The organism is Sphingomicrobium nitratireducens (assembly GCF_026157035.1).
Lineage (GTDB): Bacteria > Pseudomonadota > Alphaproteobacteria > Sphingomonadales > Sphingomonadaceae > Sphingomicrobium > Sphingomicrobium nitratireducens.
On the sequence record NZ_JANJZA010000001.1, the window covers coordinates 1,245,285 to 1,261,291 of the forward strand.

Consider the following 16,007-nt stretch of genomic DNA (forward strand, 5'->3'; position numbering starts at 1 on the left):
TCGCGCGAAGGGGCCGATCTCCGACCCGAACGGAAAGGGCAGATGTTGGAAGGCATGTTCATGCGGGCGAGAAAAAGCGGTCGGATGGCGCTCCTCGCGATGGCTGGCGCAGGCCTCGTTCTCTCTTCGGCAGCAGGTGCCGCCGACAAGCCGGTGGCGGCCAAGTCGGACGCCGAGGTGGCGCAGGCACTGCAGGACGTAGGGCACTGCGTCGCGGCCAGCCGCCCCGATCTTTCCGCCCAGTACGTTACGATGGATTACAAGAGCGACGAGTACCGCAAGCTTGGCGATAAGCTCGGCAAGGCTGCGGCACGCTGCAAGACCTATAGCCATGGGCTGCGCTCGTCGGGTGTGGTGTTCGCGGCCTCGATCGCCGAGGGCCTTCTGATCAAGGATGCGCTGCTGGGTGATCTGGCGGCCCACACCGCCTATCGCGAGGACCTTCCGTCGATCGAGGTGCAGAGCCCGGCCGACCTGATGGCCTACTGCATCGTGCGCAAGGCGCCGGGTGAGACCGCCGCCCTGCTCGCGACCGATCTCGTCAGCGACGAGGAACTGGCCGCGTTCAAGACGCTGGCGCCGGTGCTGCCGACCTGCGTTCCGGCCGACGCGAAGGCCGAATTCACCCGCGAGGGGCTGCGCTCGCTGATCGCGCTGGCCGCCTATCGCCTCTACGCGCACAACCAGACCGGAGGGGAGGGCTGATGCCCAAGCTGACCGTCGACGGCGTCGAACTCGAGGTCCCGGAAGGCGCGACCGTCCTTCAGGCGTGCGAGCTGGCGGGCAAGGAAATCCCGCGTTTCTGCTATCACGAGCGCCTGTCGATCGCGGGCAACTGCCGCATGTGCCTCGTCGAGGTGAAGCCCGGGCCGCCCAAGCCGCAGGCTTCCTGTGCGCTGCCCGCTGCCGAGGGGCAGGAAATCCGCACCGACACGCCGATGGTCAAGAAGGCGCGCGAGGGGGTGATGGAGTTCCTCCTCATCAACCACCCGCTCGACTGCCCGATCTGCGACCAGGGCGGCGAATGCGACCTCCAGGACCAGGCGATGGCCTATGGCCGCGGTTTCTCGCGCTTCGACGAGAACAAGCGCGCGGTCGAGGACAAATATATGGGGCCGATCGTCAAGACGGCCATGACCCGGTGTATCCAATGCACCCGCTGCGTGCGCTTTGCCGAGGAAGTGGCGGGCACGCCCGAACTGGGCATGTATTACCGCGGCGAGGACAGTCAGATCACGACCTATCTCGAAAAGGCCGTATCGAGCGAATTGTCGGGCAATCTCGTCGACCTCTGCCCGGTCGGGGCGCTGCTGTCGGCGCCTTACAGTTTCGAAGCGCGTCCGTGGGAGCTCAAGAAGGTCGCCTCGATCGACGTGATGGACGCTCTGGGGACCAATATCCGCCTCGACGTGCGCGGGCGCCAGGTGCTGCGCGCGCTGCCGCGCATCAACGATGCGGTCAACGAGGAATGGGCGCACGACAAGACGCGTCACCATGTCGACGCGCTGGTGCGCGGGCGGCTCGATCGTCCGTGGATCCGCGAGAACGGCAAGCTGCGCGAAGCGGGCTGGGCCGAGGCGCTCCAGCTGTTCGCCGACAAGCTGAGCGAGGCCAAGACCAAGGTCGCCGCGATAGCGGGCGATCTCGTCGACGCCGAGACGATGTTCGCCGCCCAGGCGCTGCTGATGGGCCAGAAGGGCAAGCTGTTCGAAGGGCGCCAGACCGGCCTCGACTATAACGTCGGCAATCTCGGTGCCGTGGCGTTCAACACGCCGCTGGCGCATCTCGAGGATGCCGATGCGATCTTCCTCGCGGGCACCAACCCGCGCTGGGAAGCGCCGCTGGTCAACACGCGCATCCGCAAGGCGGTGCGACGCGGGGCCAAGGTGTTCGCGGTCGGGCCGCAAGTCGATCTCACCTACCCGGTCGAGTGGCTGGGCGAGGACCTCGAGACGCTTGCCAAGCTTCCTGCTCACGTCGCGGACGCGTTCGCAAAGGCCGAGCGGCCGGTTTTCATCGCCGGGCCGGGCCTGCTGGCCGCGGGCGGGCAGGGCGATGCCCATGCCGCCGCCCACGCGCTCAACGTCATCCGCGGCGAGTGGAACGGCTTCAATATCCTCCACACCGCCGCTTCTCGAATGGCAGGGTTGATGCTCGGCTACGCGCACGAGGACGGCCTCAAGGGCGTCCAGAAGGCGAACCCCAAGCTGGTCCTGATGCTAGGCGCGGACGAGATGGCAGACGACGCCTTTCCCAAGGCGTTCAAGGTCTATGTCGGCCACCATGGCGACAAGGGGGCCAAGCAGGCCGACCTTATCCTGCCGGGCGCGGCCTACAGCGAGAAGCACGGCACCTACGTCAATATCGAGGGCCGCGTGCAGCGCGCCGAGCGCGCGACCTTCGCGCCGGGCGAAGCGCGCGAGGACTGGACGATCTTCCGCGCCGTCTCCGATATCCTCGGCAAGCCGTTGAAATTCGACCGTTTCGACCAATTGCGTGCAGCCATGATTGAAGCGGTGCCGGCGCTGGGCGTCGAGGACGGGACGATCGTCGACCTGCCGTTCGATCCGCCCAAGATCGAGACCAAGGGTAAGGGTCCGATCGCTTATCCGATCAAGGATTTCTACCTGACCAACGCCATCGCGCGCCATAGTCCGACCATGCATCGCTGCTCGGCCGAACTGGTCCATGGCGAGACCTTCGCGGAGGCTGCCGAATGACCGCCTTTTTCGAAAGTCTCGGCATGAGCCACGACTGGGCGTGGTTCGTGGCGACCGTATCGGGTATCCTGCTCATCGCGCTGCCGCTGATGCTGGCCGTCGCCATGATCATCTATGCCGAGCGCAAGATCTGGGCCGCAATCGCGCTTCGCCGAGGGCCCAACGTGGTCGGCCCGTTCGGGTTGCTGCAGAGCTTCGCCGACGGCCTCAAGGTCTTCCTCAAGGAAACGATCATCCCGTCCAGCGCCAACAAGGCGCTGTTCCTGATCGCGCCGATCATCACCTTCACCATCGCGTTGATCGTGTGGGCGGTGGTGCCGTTCGACGTCGGCGTGGTGCTCGCCGACATCAATATCGGATTGCTCTACATCCTCGCGGTGGGCTCGCTCGGCGTCTATGGCGTGATCATCGCGGGCTGGGCGTCCAACTCCAAATATCCCTTCTTTTCCGCGCTTCGCGCCGCTGCGCAGATGGTCAGCTACGAAGTCTCGATCGGCTTCGTGATCATCACCGTGATCCTGTGGGCCGGCAGCTTCAACCTGACCGAGATTGTGCTCGCGCAGGAAGGCCATGTGCTGGGCATCCTCAACGGCTTCGGCTTCAACCCGCTTCTCTTCCCGATGGCGGTGGTGTTCCTCATCTCCTCGATGGCCGAGACGTTCCGCACGCCCTTCGACCTGGTCGAAGCGGAGAGCGAGCTCGTGGCGGGGCACCAGACCGAATATTCATCGATGAGCTTCGCGCTCTTCTGGCTTGGCGAATATGCCAACGTCATCCTGATGTGCGGGTTGAACGCGATCCTGTTCTGGGGCGGCTTCCTGCCTCCGCTCGACATCGAAATCCTCTACGCGGTGCCCGGCATCATCTGGCTGTTCCTCAAGATGGGGCTGTTCTTCTTCGTCTTCGGGTGGGTCAAGGCGACCGTGCCGAGGTATCGCTACGACCAGCTGATGCGCCTCGGATGGAAGATCTTCCTGCCGCTGTCGCTGCTTTTCGTGTTTCTCGTCTCGGGCTGGCTGATGCTCACCAAAACTTCGGGAGGCGCGCTGTGATCGCACGCACGATCAAGGCCTTCACCCTGTGGGAGTTCGTGAAGGCGCATCTCCTCACGCTGAAATATTTCTTCAAGCCGAAGGCGACCATCAACTACCCCTACGAGAAGGCGCCGCAGAGCCCGCGCTTTCGCGGCGAGCACGCGCTGCGCCGCTACCCGAACGGGGAAGAGCGCTGCATCGCGTGCAAATTGTGCGAGGCGATCTGTCCCGCGCAGGCGATCACCATCGAGGCCGAACCGCGCGAGGACGGGAGCCGCCGCACCACGCGCTACGACATCGACATGGTCAAGTGCATCTATTGCGGCCTGTGCCAGGAAGCCTGCCCGGTCGATGCCGTGGTCGAAGGGCCCAACCTCGAATTCGCGACCGAAACGCGCGAGGAACTGCTCTACGACAAGGCCAAGCTGCTCGCCAACGGCGACCGCTGGGAAGGCGCCATCGCCGCCAATCTTGCCGCCGATGCGGCGTATCGGTAGGGGCCGCGCAACTTCATGATCGCCACCATCGCCTTTTACCTGTTCGCCAGCCTGACGGTCCTGTCGGCGCTGCTCGTCATCTTCGCGCGCAACCCGGTCCATTCGGTGCTGTGGCTGATCGTCGCTTTCTTCAACGCGGCGGGGCTGATGCTCCTACTGGGCGCGGAATTCATCGCGATCCTGCTGATCCTCGTCTACGTGGGCGCGGTCGCGGTGCTGTTCCTGTTCATCGTGATGATGCTCGACATCGATTTCGCGAAACTGCGCTCGGGCTTCACCGCCAACCTGCCGTTCGGTCTCCTGATCGCGCTGGTGCTGCTCGCCGAGATCGTGATCGCGGTCACCGCGAGCCGCTCGGGGCCGATCATCGGCGACAAGCCGGTCGACACCGCGCAGCCCAACATCATCGCATTCGGCGACCTCCTGTTCAGCCGCTACCTCGTGCCGTTCGAACTGTCGGGCCTGATCCTGCTGGTCGCGATGATCGGGGCGATCGTGCTGACCCATCGTAGCCGCGGCGATGCGCGCGGGCAGAATATCCACCGCCAGGTCAATCGCGATCCCGAAGAAGCGATCCGCCTGACCCAGCCGGAAAGCGGGAAAGGGGTCGAGCTGTGATCGGTCTGTCGCATTATTTAGCCGTGGCCGCGATCCTGTTCACGATCGGCGTGCTCGGCATCTTCCTCAATCGCCGCAACATCATCCTGATGCTGATGGCGATCGAGCTGATCCTGTTGTCCGTCAACATCAACCTGGTGGCGTTCAGCGCCTATCTCGGCGACCTCGTCGGCCAGGTGTTCGCCATGTTCGTGCTGACCGTCGCCGCCGCCGAAGCGGCCATCGGCCTCGCGATCCTCGTCATCTTCTTCCGTCGCAGCGGCTCGATCGCCGTCGACGACGTCAACCGGATGCACGGCTGATGGATCTCTCGATCAAGCTTATCGTCTTCCTGCCGCTTCTGGCCGCGATGATCGCGGGGCTGGGCGGCCGCATGATCGGCAAGATGCCGGCCAAGCTGGTCACCACCGGCGCGCTGTTTCTCAGCTGCTTCCTTAGCTGGCCGATATTCTTCGGCTTCCTCACCGGCAGCAATGCCGAGACGGTCGTGCCCGTCCTCGACTTCATCAACTCGGGCGACCTCAGCGTCGACTGGGCGCTGCGCGTCGACACGCTGACCGCGGTGATGCTGGTGGTGGTGACGACAGTCTCGAGCCTCGTCCACCTCTACAGCTGGGGCTACATGGAGGAAGATCCCTCGCAGCCCCGCTTCTTTGCCTACCTCTCGCTGTTCACCTTCGCGATGCTGATGCTGGTGACCGCCGACAGCCTGGTGCAGATGTTCTTCGGGTGGGAAGGAGTCGGTCTCGCCTCCTACCTCCTGATCGGTTTCTGGTACCACAAGCCCTCGGCCAACGCGGCCGCGATCAAGGCGTTCGTGGTCAACCGCGTAGGCGATTTCGGCTTCTCGCTGGGCATCTTCGGCGCGTTCCTCGTGTTCGGTACCGTCTCGATCCCCGCGATCCTCGCCGCCGCGCCCGACATGGCGGGGTCGACCATCGGCTTTGCCGGCATGCGGGTCGATACGCTGACCCTGATCTGCCTGCTCTTGTTCGTCGGCGCGATGGGCAAGTCGGCGCAATTGGGCCTCCACACCTGGCTTCCCGACGCGATGGAAGGCCCGACCCCGGTCAGCGCGCTGATCCACGCCGCGACGATGGTCACGGCGGGCGTGTTCATGGTGTGCCGCCTCTCGCCGCTGTTCGAGACGAGCCAACATGCGCTCGACGTCGTCACCTATGTCGGCGCCGCCACCGCGATCTTCGCGGCGACGGTCGGCACGGTCCAGAATGACATCAAGCGCGTGATCGCCTATTCGACCTGTTCGCAATTGGGCTACATGTTCTTCGCCGCAGGCGTTGGCGCGTACGGCGCGGCCATGTTCCACCTCTTCACCCACGCTTTCTTCAAGGCGCTGCTGTTCCTGGGCGCCGGCTCGGTCATTCACGCGATGCACCACGAGCAGGACATGCGTTTCTACGGTGGTCTCCGGAAGAAGATCCCGCTCACCTTCTGGGCGATGATGGCGGGCACGCTCGCGATCACCGGCGTGGGCGTGATCGGCGTGTTCGGTTTCGCCGGCTTCTATTCCAAGGACGCCATCCTCGAGAGCGCGTTCGCGGCCGGCACGACGCCGGGCGGGGTCGCCTTCTTCATCGGCATCCTCGCGGCGCTGCTGACCAGCTTCTACAGCTGGCGCCTCGTTTTCCTGACCTTCTTCGGCAAGGCGCGCTGGGCGGGCAGCGAGCATATCCAGCACGCCGTCCACCACGTCCACGAGGACGAGAGCGAGATGGCGGCCGACCATGACAGCGCGCACGACCACGACGTCAAGGCAGTCGAGGGCACGGCGGGCTACCATCCGCACGAGAGCCCGTGGACCATGCTCGTGCCGCTCGGCGTGCTCGCGCTGGGCGCGGTGTTCGCGGGCTTCGGCTTCCACCATCACTTCTTCGGCGAGGAAGGCACCGCCTTCTGGGCCGGTAGCCTCGCGTTTGACGAGCATCTCGTCCACGCCGCGCACGAAGTGCCGCTGTGGGTGAAGCTTGCGCCGGGTCTCGTCATGCTGACGGGCCTCGCCATCGCCTACCAGAACTATATCCGCGACCCCGACGCGCCGCGGCGTTTCGTCGAGCATTTCTCGGGGCTGCACAATTTCCTGATGCACAAATGGTATTTCGACGAACTCTACCATGTGCTGTTCGTGAAGCCGGCGTTGTGGCTCGGCCGGGTCCTGTGGAAGCGGGGCGACGAGCAGACCATCGACCGGTTCGGCCCGCATGGCGCGGCGACGGTGGTCGGGCTTGGCAACAAGCTCACCGCGCGCCTCCAGTCGGGTTATGTCTATAGCTACGCCCTCGTCATGCTGCTCGGCCTGATCGCCGCGGCAAGCTGGGCCTTCTGGTGGGCGCGGTAATGGAATTCCCCATTCTCTCGATCCTCATCCTCCTGCCGCTGGTGGCAGGGATCGCGGTGCTCTTCATGGGCGCCAACGCGGCGCGCTGGACCGCGCTGCTGACGACGCTCGCCTGCTTCGTGCTCGGCATCGTCTTGTGGGCGAACTACCAGATCGGCGGGCCGCGCTGGCAGTTCGTCGAATATGCGGAATTTGCGCAAGGAGCACTGGTGCCTGCCTGGGCGCTCGGCATCGACGGCATCGCGCTGATGCTGATCATGCTCAGCGTTTTCCTGATGCCGATCTGCATCGGGGCGAGCTGGCGCGCGATCCAGAACCGCGTGCCAGAATACATGGCCGCCTTCCTCCTGATGGAAGCCCTGATGATCGGCGTGTTCGCGGCGCAGGACCTGATGCTTTTCTACATCTTCTTCGAGGGCGGCCTCATCCCGATGTACCTGATCATCGGCATCTGGGGCGGCGTCGAGAAGATCAAGGCGGCCTACAAGTTCTTCCTCTACACGCTGGCCGGCTCGGTGCTGATGCTGGTCGCGATGCTCTACATGGTGCTGACCGCCGGCACATCGTTCATCCCCGACCTGATGGCCTACGACTTCGCGCCGGGCGTCCAATGGTGGTTGTGGCTCGCCTTCTTCGCCAGTTTCGCGGTCAAGATGCCGATGTGGCCGGTCCACACCTGGCTTCCCGATGCGCACGTGCAGGCCCCGACCGCGGGCTCGGTCATCCTGGCGGGCGTGCTGCTCAAGATGGGCGGCTACGGTTTCGTGCGCTTCAGCCTGCCGATGTTCCCGGACGCGAGCGCGGACTTCGTGCCGCTGGTGTTCGGGCTGTCGGGCATCGCGGTGGTCTACACCAGCCTCGTCGCGCTGGTGCAGAAGGACATGAAGAAGCTGATCGCCTATTCGTCGGTCGCGCACATGGCGTTCGTCACCTTCGGCCTTTTCGCCTTCAACCGGCAGGGCATCGAGGGCGCGCTCGTCGTCATGCTCAGCCACGGCCTCGTCTCGGGCGCGCTCTTCCTGTGCGTCGGCGTCATCTACGACCGCCTCCACACACGCGAGATCGCGCGTTACGGCGGGCTCGCCGACAACATGCCGGGCTACGCGCTCCTGTTCCTGCTGTTCACCATGGCGAGCGTCGGCCTGCCCGGAACCAGCGGCTTCGTCGGCGAATTCCTCGCGCTGGTCGGCACCTACGAAATGTCGAGCTGGGGCGCGATCGTTGCGACCACGGGCATCATCCTGGGCGCCGCATACATGCTCTGGCTCTACTGGCGCATCTGCTACGGCACGCAAAAGAACGCGGACGCCGCGGCGATGCCCGACCTCGACAAGCGCGAATGGCTGCTCTTGGCTCCGATCGCGGCGGTGGTGATGTGGATGGGCGTCTATCCCGAAAGCTTCCTGGCGCCGATGCGCGACGATGTCGGCCTGCTGCTCGAGAGGCTCGAGACCGCCGCGCCCGAAGGCGATGCGCATTTGACCGAGGGCGACCCTTCGGCGGCTGCGGCCGAAGCCGAGCATCATGAAGACGCCCATGCGGCAGGGGAGGCCGCGCAATGACCTACAATTTCGCTGCCATCCTGCCTGAGCTCATCCTCATTTTCGGTGAGCCGGTGCTGATGCTGACCGCTTCGACCATGGGATCGCGTGCGACCAAGATCACCACCTGGGGCACGGTTGCCCTGCTCGTCGCGGCAAGCGCGGTGCTTCTGCTCACCGGCGAGCCCTCGACCGGCGGCGTGCTGTTTGGCGGCCTGCTCGTCGCGGACAGTTTCGCGACCTTCGGCAAGCTTCTAATCTTCGGCTCAGCGGCGGTCACGATCATCGCCGCGCACCGCTGGTTCGGCCACAAGGACGAGCACGGGCCCGAATATCCGGTGCTGGTGCTGCTGGCGACCGTGGGCATGGCGGTGATGGTCTCCTCGACCAGCCTCGTCACCCTCTATGTCGGCCTCGAACTCAACAGCCTCGCGGCCTACGTCCTCGCTTCCTACCGCCGCACCGACGCGCGCTCGGCCGAGGCGGGGCTCAAATATTTCGTCCTCGGCGGGCTCGCCTCGGGCATCCTGCTCTACGGGATGAGCCTGCTTTACGGCTTTACCGGGACGACCCAGTTCACCGGCATCGCGGCCGCCTTCGGGCGCGCCGAGACGATGTCGCTGGGCCTCCTGTTCGGGCTGGTGTTCACCTTCGCGGGCCTCGCCTTCAAGGTCAGCGCGGTGCCGTTCCACATGTGGACGCCCGACGTCTACGAAGGCGCGCCGACCCCGGTCACCGCCTTTTTCGCTTCCGCGCCCAAGGTCGCCGCGATGCTGCTGACCGTGCGCGTCGCGATCGAGGCGCTCGGCCCGGCGATCGACGCGTGGCGCCAGATCGTCGTGTTCGCGGCGCTCGCCTCGATCCTGCTCGGCGCGGTGGCGGCGTGGGGCCAGACGAACCTCAAGCGCCTGCTTGCCTATTCGTCGATCAACAATGTCGGCTTCGCGCTGATCGGTCTCGCCGCGGGCGGCGCTGCGGGCGTGTCGAGCGTACTCTTCTACATGGCGGTCTATGTCGTCATGACCGTGGGCGCCTTCCTCGTCGTGCTCCAACTGGTCGACGACAAGGGCGAGCCGGTCGAGGAGATCGAGCGCATCTCGGGCCTGTCGCGGCGGCGCCCGGGGCTGGCGGCGGCGCTCGCCGTCTTCATGTTCAGCCTCGCGGGCATCCCGCCGCTGTTCGGCTTCTGGCCCAAGCTGCTCGTCTTCAACGCGGCGGTCGATGCGGGCCTGATCTGGCTGGCGGTGGTCGGCATCCTCGGCACCGTCGTGGGCGCCTTCTACTACCTCAAGATCATCAAGGTGATGTATTTCGACGACGAGCATGGCGAGCCGGTCGGCACCGTGCGCGCGCCGCTCGAAATGGCCTTCATCCTCATCGCCGCCTTGTTCGTCAGCCCCTTGGGCTACCTCCTCATCGGCCCGATCGGCGAAGCGGCCAACACCGCCGCCGCGGCGCTGTTCTAGGGGGCGCGCGCTGGGACGCATCCGCCTCGTCGAGCAGACAGGGTCGACCAACAGCGACCTGATGGGCCTGGCCGAGGCGGTCGAAGGCGACTGGCTGGTCGCGCGCAGGCAGGACGCCGGGCGTGGGCGTCAGGGCCGCGAATGGCAGGGCCTCGACGGCAATTTCTTCGGCTCGACATTGGTCGTGCTGAACGAGCGCGATCCCGAGGCCGCAAGCCTGTCGCTGGTCGCGGGCCTCGCGCTCCATGACGCTGTCTCCACGCTCGCACCCGAGGCCGCGCTGCAGCTCAAATGGCCCAACGACCTGATGCTGGACGGCGCCAAGCTCGCTGGCATCCTCACCGAGCGTTCGAGCGGGCGGGTGGTGATCGGCTTCGGGGTCAACCTTGCCGAAGCGCCCGCGATCGAAGGGCGCGAGACGGCAGCGCTCGCGTCCCATGTCGAGATCGCTCCGCAGGCGTTCGCGCCGGTGCTGGCGGGAAGCTTCGCGCGGCTCCTTGGCGCCTGGCGCAGCGCGGACCCGGCGAGCCTAGCCATGGCCTGGCTGCAGCGCGCGCATCCGGTCGGCACGAAACTCACTGTCCACGGCGGCGAGGGCGCGCCGATCACGGGCTCGTTCGCGGGGCTCGATGCCGATGGCGCGTTGCGGCTCGACACGGGCGGCGGCCAAGTCGAGATCGTGCGCGCGGGCGACGTCGACCTCGCCAAGGACAGCCGGAACGGCTAGGGCGGGCGCATGCTGCTCGCCATCGATGCCGGGAACACCAACATCGTCTTCGCCCTGTGCGGGGAGGGCGAGATTCGCGCGCGCTGGCGTATCGCGACCGAGGCGCGACGCACCGCGGACGAATATGCCGTGTGGCTCAAGCAGTTGCTCGAACTCGAGGAAATCGCCTTTGCCGATGTCGACGCGGTCATCATCGGGACGGTGGTGCCGCGCGCGTTGCACAATCTCTCGACGCTGGCCCGCCGCTATTTCAAGGTCGAACCGCTCGTCGCGGGGCAGGGGGAAGCGGCCTGGCCGATGCGGCTCGATGTGCCCGAACCCGAGACGCTGGGTGCCGATCGCGGGCTCAACGTGCTCGCAGCGCATGCGGGCCACGAAGGCGACATCGTGGTCGTCGATTTCGGCACCGCGACCACGTTCGATATTTGCGACTATACCGGCGCCTACAAGGGCGGAGTGATCGCGCCGGGCATCAACCTGTCGCTCGATGCGCTCACCGGCAAGACCGCGCAATTGCCCAAAATCGCGATCGAGAAGCCCGAAAATGACAGCGTCATCGGCAAGACCACGCAGGACCAGATGCTGGTGGGGGTCTATTGGGGCTATGTCGCGATGATCGAGGGGCTGATCGAACGTGCGCGCAAGGAAATCGGGCGTCCGGTGACGGTGATCGGGACGGGGGGCCTCGCGACCTTGTTCCCCGAAGGCCTGTTCGACGCGGTCGAGCCGGACCTAACCATTCGCGGCCTGATGCTGCTGCACAAGGAAGCCACTAAGCGATGACGCCGGGCGACGAACTTCTTTTCCTCGCTTTGGGCGGGTCGGGCGAGATCGGCATGAACGTCAATCTCTACGGCTGCCGCGGCAAGTGGCTGATGGTCGATCTGGGGCTGACCTTCGCCGACCCCTGGTATCCGGGCGTCGATTTGGTGCTCCCTGACCTTGAGTTCATCGAGGAGCGGCAGAAGGACTTGGTCGGGATCGTCCTGACCCACGGCCACGAGGACCATATCGGCGCGATTCCCTATCTCGCCGACGAATTGAAGGTCCCGCTCTACGCGACCCCGTTCACCGCCGGGCTGATCCGCGAAAAGCTCGAGGCCGAGGGCCTGACCGGGCAGCTCAAGATCAAGACGATCCCGCGTGACGGGGGCATCGATCTTGCGCCCTTCAACGTGCGCTTCGTCGCGCTGTCGCACTCGATTCCCGAAGGCAACGGGGTGCTGATCGACACGCCGCACGGCAAGATCTTCCATACCGGCGACTGGAAGATCGACGAGCAGCCGGTGCTCGGCACGCCGACCGGCGACGAAGCGATGCAGATGATCGGCGACGAGGGTGTGCGCGCGCTCGTGTGCGACAGCACGAACGTCTTCCAGGACAAGCCTTCGGGCAGCGAGCAGGGCGTGCATGACGGGCTGTTGAAAGCGGTCGAGGAGGCCGAGGGGCGCGTGCTGGTCACCACCTTCGCCTCCAACGCAGCAAGGCTCGAGACGCTCGGCCGGATCGCGACCGAGACAGGGCGCACCCTGTGCGTCGCGGGGCGCAGCCTCGACCGCATCATCCGCGTCGCGCAGTCGACCGGCTACCTCCTCGATTTCCCTGAAACGGTGCGCTTCGAGGACGCCATGTCGATCCCGCGCCGCCAGCTGATGATCATCGCGACCGGCGGGCAGGGCGAGCCGCGCGCCGCGCTGGCGCGGATCGCGGCGGGGCAGCACCAGCTCAAGTTGACCGAGGGCGATACGGTCGTCTTTTCGTCCAAGCAGATCCCGGGCAACGAGATCGCGATCGGGCGGATCATGAGCCAGCTTTCGGACATGGGGGTGACGATGGTCACCGAGCGGCAGGCACATGTCCACGTGTCGGGTCACCCCGGACGGCCCGAACTCAAGCAGATGTACGACTGGATCCGGCCCGACGTGCTGGTCCCGGTCCATGGCGAGATGCGCCACATGCGCGAACAGGCCAGGCTCGGCCTCGAACACGGCATCCCCCACGCGGTGGTGCAGCGCAACGGCGACGTCATTCGCCTGGCGCCCGGCGATCCCGAGCGGGTCGATGTGGTGCGTACCGGGCGGCTGATCCTCGATGGCGACGTGATCCTGCCTGCCGACGGGCAGACGATGAACCAGCGCCGCAAGCTTGGTTTCCAGGGCATGATCGCAGTCGCGCTGCCGATTGGCGCGGATGGCGCCCTGGCGGGCGAAGTCGCGGTGCACGCGCTGGGCGTGCCGGTCGAGGCCGATCATGACGACTTCATCGCCGACTGCGCGGATAGCGCGGCGCGTGCCTGGGAATCCGGGATATCGGAGGAGAAAGCGCGCGAGAAGGTACGGCTCGCCGTCCGGCGTTGCGCGACGACCTGGACCGGCAAGAAGCCCATCGTCGAAGTGATGCTCGCAGGAGTCGACTGATGCAGGTCGGCTCGGTGCTGGCGATCTACTTCCTGGTTTTCGTCGCGGTCGCGTTCCTGATGCTGCCGTTCGGTGTGCGCACGTCGCAGGAAGCGGGCGAGGAACTCGTACCCGGGCAAGCCGACAGCGCACCGCACCGGTTCGACCTTAGGCGCCACCTCCTGCGCGCTTGTGTCGTCGCGGCGCTCCTGACCGGATTGTTTGTCGCCAATTACGCGTTCGGATGGGTCGAGGCGTCGGACCTCGACTTCTACCACTAGAGCTTGCGGTCGACCGCCTGCGCGAGCGCGGCGTAGAGCTTGCCCATGTCGCTCGACATCAAGGTGACCGCGATGACCGACCCGTCGCGCTCCGCCAGAACGCGGCGCAGCATTGCCTCGAAATCGTGGATGTAGCGGTTGACGCCGTCGTGGAACTCGGGGTCGCTTTCGTAGTGCTGGCCGATGGCTCGGGCGTCGGCCGAGGAGATGAGCTTGACCGCGCGACGGGTGAACACGCCGCGTTCGCCCTTGAGGTAGGCGTTCCAGCTCTTCTCGTCGACGTCCTCGGCGAGAATCTTGCCGACGTCGATTGCGGCCGAATTCATCGATTCCATCAACTGCGCAACGCGGCGGGCAAAGTCCTCGCTGGCCCCTTCGCGATCGGTCTTGGCGACATCTTCGAGATGGGCTTCGAGCGCGGCCGCGGTCTGGCCGATCGACAGCATCTGGCCGGCGAGGCGATCGCTCGCGGCCTTGGCGGCGTCGATCGCGCGCGCGGCCTGCGCGTCGACCTCGCACAGCTGCTTTTCGACTCCTTCGCGTAGCGCCGCTTCGAGCGCCCGGGCAGTAGCGTCGGAGAGTTCGCCGGCGGTTTCGGGAATGACCTTGCGGATCGCTTCGCGGGCACGCTCGGAGGCATGGGCCGCGGCGTCCTTGACGCGCACGAGGGCGTCGACCAGCGCCGGGCTGGTCTGGCTGGAGAGCGTTTCGGCCTCCTGCTGCGCGGCGGCGAGCGCTTCCCGCAGGACGGAAACGTGGCTGCCGGTCGAGCCCAAGCGGCCTTCGAGGTCGCCAAGCAGCGCGGCGACGCGCTCCTGCTGCTCGGCAAGCATGGCGGACGATGCTTCGAGGCGGTCGGCGGCCTCGCCGGTGGCCTCGCGGACGGCTTCGGCGACGGGGCGTGCCGCTTCACCCGCGGCAAGCAGGCGTCCGGCGCCATGTTCAGCGTCGTTGAAGGAGACGATGAGCTGGTCGCGCACGTTGGCGGCCAACGCGTCGACCTGGTTGCGGATGTCCCGCGTCCGATTGGCGAGCGCGTCGAGATCGCCCGACTGATCGCGGCCCATGTCGGCGGTCTCGGCGAGCGCGCTGCGCACTTCGGCAAGTGTGGAGGCCATCGCGGCGGCGCGTGCATCGCCGTCGGCGGCGAGCTGCGAATAGCGTTCGTCGATCCCGGCAAGCGCGCTGTCGAGGTCGGCGAGCATGCGTCGTCCGGCCTCGTCCTGCGCCGCAACGCGCTCGGACAGTGCCGCGATCGCGCGATCGGCGCCCTCGATGCTGCTGCCGAGCAGTTCGGCGGCCTTGCTACCGCTGTGCGCCATGCCGGCCTGCGCCTGTGCGACCAATGCGGAGACGGCAGCGGCCTGGATGTCGATCCCGCCGCGAATGTCGGCGAGCGCGTCGGCAGTGCGTTCGAGCAGCGTGTCGACCGTCTCGGCAGTCGCGGCGCGGGTTTCCTCGACACTGCGGTGCGCGCTGTCGCCGGCCTGGGTGAGATTGTGGAGCTGGGCTTCAAGCGCTTCGCCCGCGCTGCGCACGCGCGTTTCCGCTTCGGTGCCGGCCTGGCCGATGGCGGCGAGCCGCGCTTCGAGCGCTTCGAGTTCGCTCCCGGCGCTGCTTCCCGCTTGCTCGAGCTGCGCGACGAAAGCGCGGGCGCGTTCTTCCGCCTGCGGCAGGTCATTCATCAGCACGCCCATGTCCTCGCGGGCCCGAGAGGTGGTGGCATCGAGCCGTTCGCCCTGCGCGGCCAGCGTCTCGGCACCGATTCCGAGTTCACGGGTCACCCCGGCGAGCGCTTCGGCACGCTGGGTGGCCATCGCCTCGACCTCGCCGGCGAGCGCGGAAAACTGGTCGCGGCCGGTGGCGAGCGACTGAGTGAGCGCGGCCAGCTGGCTTTCAAGCGCGTGCGCCTCGCTCTTCATCGCGATGACGGAGCGGGTGAAGGCTTCGGCCTCGCGGCGGCGGGTGCGGCCGAACATGATCCAGACGAGCGCGAACAAGGCGAGCGGGGCCGCGGCGATCGCGACCCATTGGGCCACGTCGGGCGAGGTGACGGGCAAGGAGGCGAGCGCGCGGCCTGCGGACCATCCGCAATAGGCCAGCCAGCCCAGCGAGAGGAGCGATAGCGTGCTGCCCAGCAGGATCCGCGCACCGGGCCGGGCGGGCTCCTCTTCCTCCACCGTGGCGCGCCAGGCGCTGGCGTCGAATTCGGGGGCCGCGGCCGGCTCGGTCAGGAGCATCTCGTCGGTCGCGGGGTCGTAAGCGGGCATGTCGGGCCTGGGCTGTGCACTCATGACCGTGGAGTTTACCAACTTCGCGCGCGGGCGAAAGCCTGTTTCGGGGGTGGAAATGCGGCCAAGCAGCGGCCATG

General features: G+C 66.4%; 14 protein-coding genes. 13 read left to right on the forward strand and 1 reads right to left on the reverse strand.

Features of this window, described 5'->3' with window-relative positions; genetic code table 11:
- The first annotated feature begins 84 nt into the window (after positions 1 to 84).
- The 13 genes from NNY25_RS06490 to NNY25_RS06550 are packed head-to-tail and all read left to right on the forward strand — an operon-like array spanning position 85 to position 13,636.
- On the forward strand, positions 85 to 705 hold the full coding sequence (locus NNY25_RS06490) for a hypothetical protein (protein WP_265570534.1): 621 nt from the start codon (positions 85 to 87) through the stop codon (positions 703 to 705).
- On the forward strand, positions 705 to 2,720 hold the full coding sequence (nuoG, locus tag NNY25_RS06495) for an NADH-quinone oxidoreductase subunit NuoG (RefSeq protein ID WP_265570535.1): 2,016 nt from the start codon (positions 705 to 707) through the stop codon (positions 2,718 to 2,720). Before NNY25_RS06490 ends, nuoG begins: the two co-directional genes overlap by 1 nt.
- Positions 2,717 to 3,772 (forward strand): NADH-quinone oxidoreductase subunit NuoH, encoded by a 1,056-nt coding sequence (gene nuoH / locus NNY25_RS06500; protein WP_265570536.1) that lies wholly within the window; start codon positions 2,717 to 2,719, stop codon positions 3,770 to 3,772. Before nuoG ends, nuoH begins: the two co-directional genes overlap by 4 nt.
- The gene (gene nuoI, locus NNY25_RS06505) at positions 3,769 to 4,251 is read left to right on the forward strand and encodes an NADH-quinone oxidoreductase subunit NuoI (RefSeq protein ID WP_265570537.1); all 483 of its coding nucleotides are present in this window, start codon (positions 3,769 to 3,771) and stop codon (positions 4,249 to 4,251) included. Before nuoH ends, nuoI begins: the two co-directional genes overlap by 4 nt.
- A 15-nt stretch (positions 4,252 to 4,266) precedes the next feature.
- Positions 4,267 to 4,869 carry an NADH-quinone oxidoreductase subunit J gene (locus tag NNY25_RS06510; RefSeq protein ID WP_265570538.1) on the forward strand — a complete coding sequence of 201 codons (603 nt, stop codon included), beginning with the start codon at positions 4,267 to 4,269 and terminating at the stop codon, positions 4,867 to 4,869.
- Positions 4,866 to 5,171, forward strand: a complete 306-nt coding sequence (nuoK, locus tag NNY25_RS06515) for an NADH-quinone oxidoreductase subunit NuoK (protein WP_265570539.1) — start codon at positions 4,866 to 4,868, stop codon at positions 5,169 to 5,171. The genes NNY25_RS06510 and nuoK overlap by 4 nt, the downstream gene beginning before the upstream one ends.
- Positions 5,171 to 7,225, forward strand: a complete 2,055-nt coding sequence (gene nuoL, locus NNY25_RS06520) for an NADH-quinone oxidoreductase subunit L (protein WP_265570540.1) — start codon at positions 5,171 to 5,173, stop codon at positions 7,223 to 7,225. The genes nuoK and nuoL overlap by 1 nt, the downstream gene beginning before the upstream one ends.
- Complete coding sequence (locus NNY25_RS06525; RefSeq protein WP_265570541.1) at positions 7,225 to 8,787, forward strand: NADH-quinone oxidoreductase subunit M; 1,563 nt, start codon at positions 7,225 to 7,227, stop codon at positions 8,785 to 8,787. The genes nuoL and NNY25_RS06525 overlap by 1 nt, the downstream gene beginning before the upstream one ends.
- Complete coding sequence (gene nuoN, locus NNY25_RS06530; RefSeq protein ID WP_265570542.1) at positions 8,784 to 10,232, forward strand: NADH-quinone oxidoreductase subunit NuoN; 1,449 nt, start codon at positions 8,784 to 8,786, stop codon at positions 10,230 to 10,232. The genes NNY25_RS06525 and nuoN overlap by 4 nt, the downstream gene beginning before the upstream one ends.
- Positions 10,233 to 10,251: 19 nt before the next feature.
- Positions 10,252 to 10,959 carry a biotin--[acetyl-CoA-carboxylase] ligase gene (locus tag NNY25_RS06535; RefSeq protein ID WP_265571498.1) on the forward strand — a complete coding sequence of 236 codons (708 nt, stop codon included), beginning with the start codon at positions 10,252 to 10,254 and terminating at the stop codon, positions 10,957 to 10,959.
- Between the two features lie 9 nt (positions 10,960 to 10,968).
- Positions 10,969 to 11,742, forward strand: coding sequence for a type III pantothenate kinase (locus tag NNY25_RS06540; RefSeq protein ID WP_265570543.1), 774 nt, complete (start codon positions 10,969 to 10,971; stop codon positions 11,740 to 11,742).
- Entirely contained in the window at positions 11,739 to 13,376 is a 1,638-nt protein-coding gene (locus NNY25_RS06545; RefSeq protein ID WP_265570544.1) for a ribonuclease J, read from the forward strand. The genes NNY25_RS06540 and NNY25_RS06545 overlap by 4 nt, the downstream gene beginning before the upstream one ends.
- On the forward strand, positions 13,376 to 13,636 hold the full coding sequence (locus NNY25_RS06550) for a DUF1467 family protein (protein ID WP_265570545.1): 261 nt from the start codon (positions 13,376 to 13,378) through the stop codon (positions 13,634 to 13,636). The genes NNY25_RS06545 and NNY25_RS06550 overlap by 1 nt, the downstream gene beginning before the upstream one ends.
- Here NNY25_RS06550 and NNY25_RS06555 read toward each other — a convergent pair.
- Entirely contained in the window at positions 13,633 to 15,930 is a 2,298-nt protein-coding gene (locus tag NNY25_RS06555) for a coiled-coil domain-containing protein (protein WP_265570546.1), read from the reverse strand. The genes NNY25_RS06550 and NNY25_RS06555 overlap by 4 nt on opposite strands.
- Positions 15,931 to 16,007: the final 77 nt, after the last annotated feature.

Excerpts from the sequence above, each read along its gene's own strand:
- NNY25_RS06555 (WP_265570546.1), bottom strand. The coding sequence starts at position 15,930 with ATGAGTGCACAGCCCAGGCCCGACATGCCCGCTTACGACCCCGCGACC.
- nuoL (WP_265570540.1), top strand. The coding sequence starts at position 5,171 with ATGGATCTCTCGATCAAGCTTATCGTCTTCCTGCCGCTTCTGGCCGCG.
- NNY25_RS06525 (WP_265570541.1), top strand. The coding sequence starts at position 7,225 with ATGGAATTCCCCATTCTCTCGATCCTCATCCTCCTGCCGCTGGTGGCA.
- nuoG (WP_265570535.1), top strand. The coding sequence starts at position 705 with ATGCCCAAGCTGACCGTCGACGGCGTCGAACTCGAGGTCCCGGAAGGC.
- nuoN (WP_265570542.1), top strand. The coding sequence starts at position 8,784 with ATGACCTACAATTTCGCTGCCATCCTGCCTGAGCTCATCCTCATTTTC.
- NNY25_RS06540 (WP_265570543.1), top strand. The coding sequence starts at position 10,969 with ATGCTGCTCGCCATCGATGCCGGGAACACCAACATCGTCTTCGCCCTG.
- NNY25_RS06490 (WP_265570534.1), top strand. The coding sequence starts at position 85 with ATGGCGCTCCTCGCGATGGCTGGCGCAGGCCTCGTTCTCTCTTCGGCA.
- NNY25_RS06510 (WP_265570538.1), top strand. The coding sequence starts at position 4,267 with ATGATCGCCACCATCGCCTTTTACCTGTTCGCCAGCCTGACGGTCCTG.
- NNY25_RS06545 (WP_265570544.1), top strand. The coding sequence starts at position 11,739 with ATGACGCCGGGCGACGAACTTCTTTTCCTCGCTTTGGGCGGGTCGGGC.
- NNY25_RS06550 (WP_265570545.1), top strand. The coding sequence starts at position 13,376 with ATGCAGGTCGGCTCGGTGCTGGCGATCTACTTCCTGGTTTTCGTCGCG.
- nuoH (WP_265570536.1), top strand. The coding sequence starts at position 2,717 with ATGACCGCCTTTTTCGAAAGTCTCGGCATGAGCCACGACTGGGCGTGG.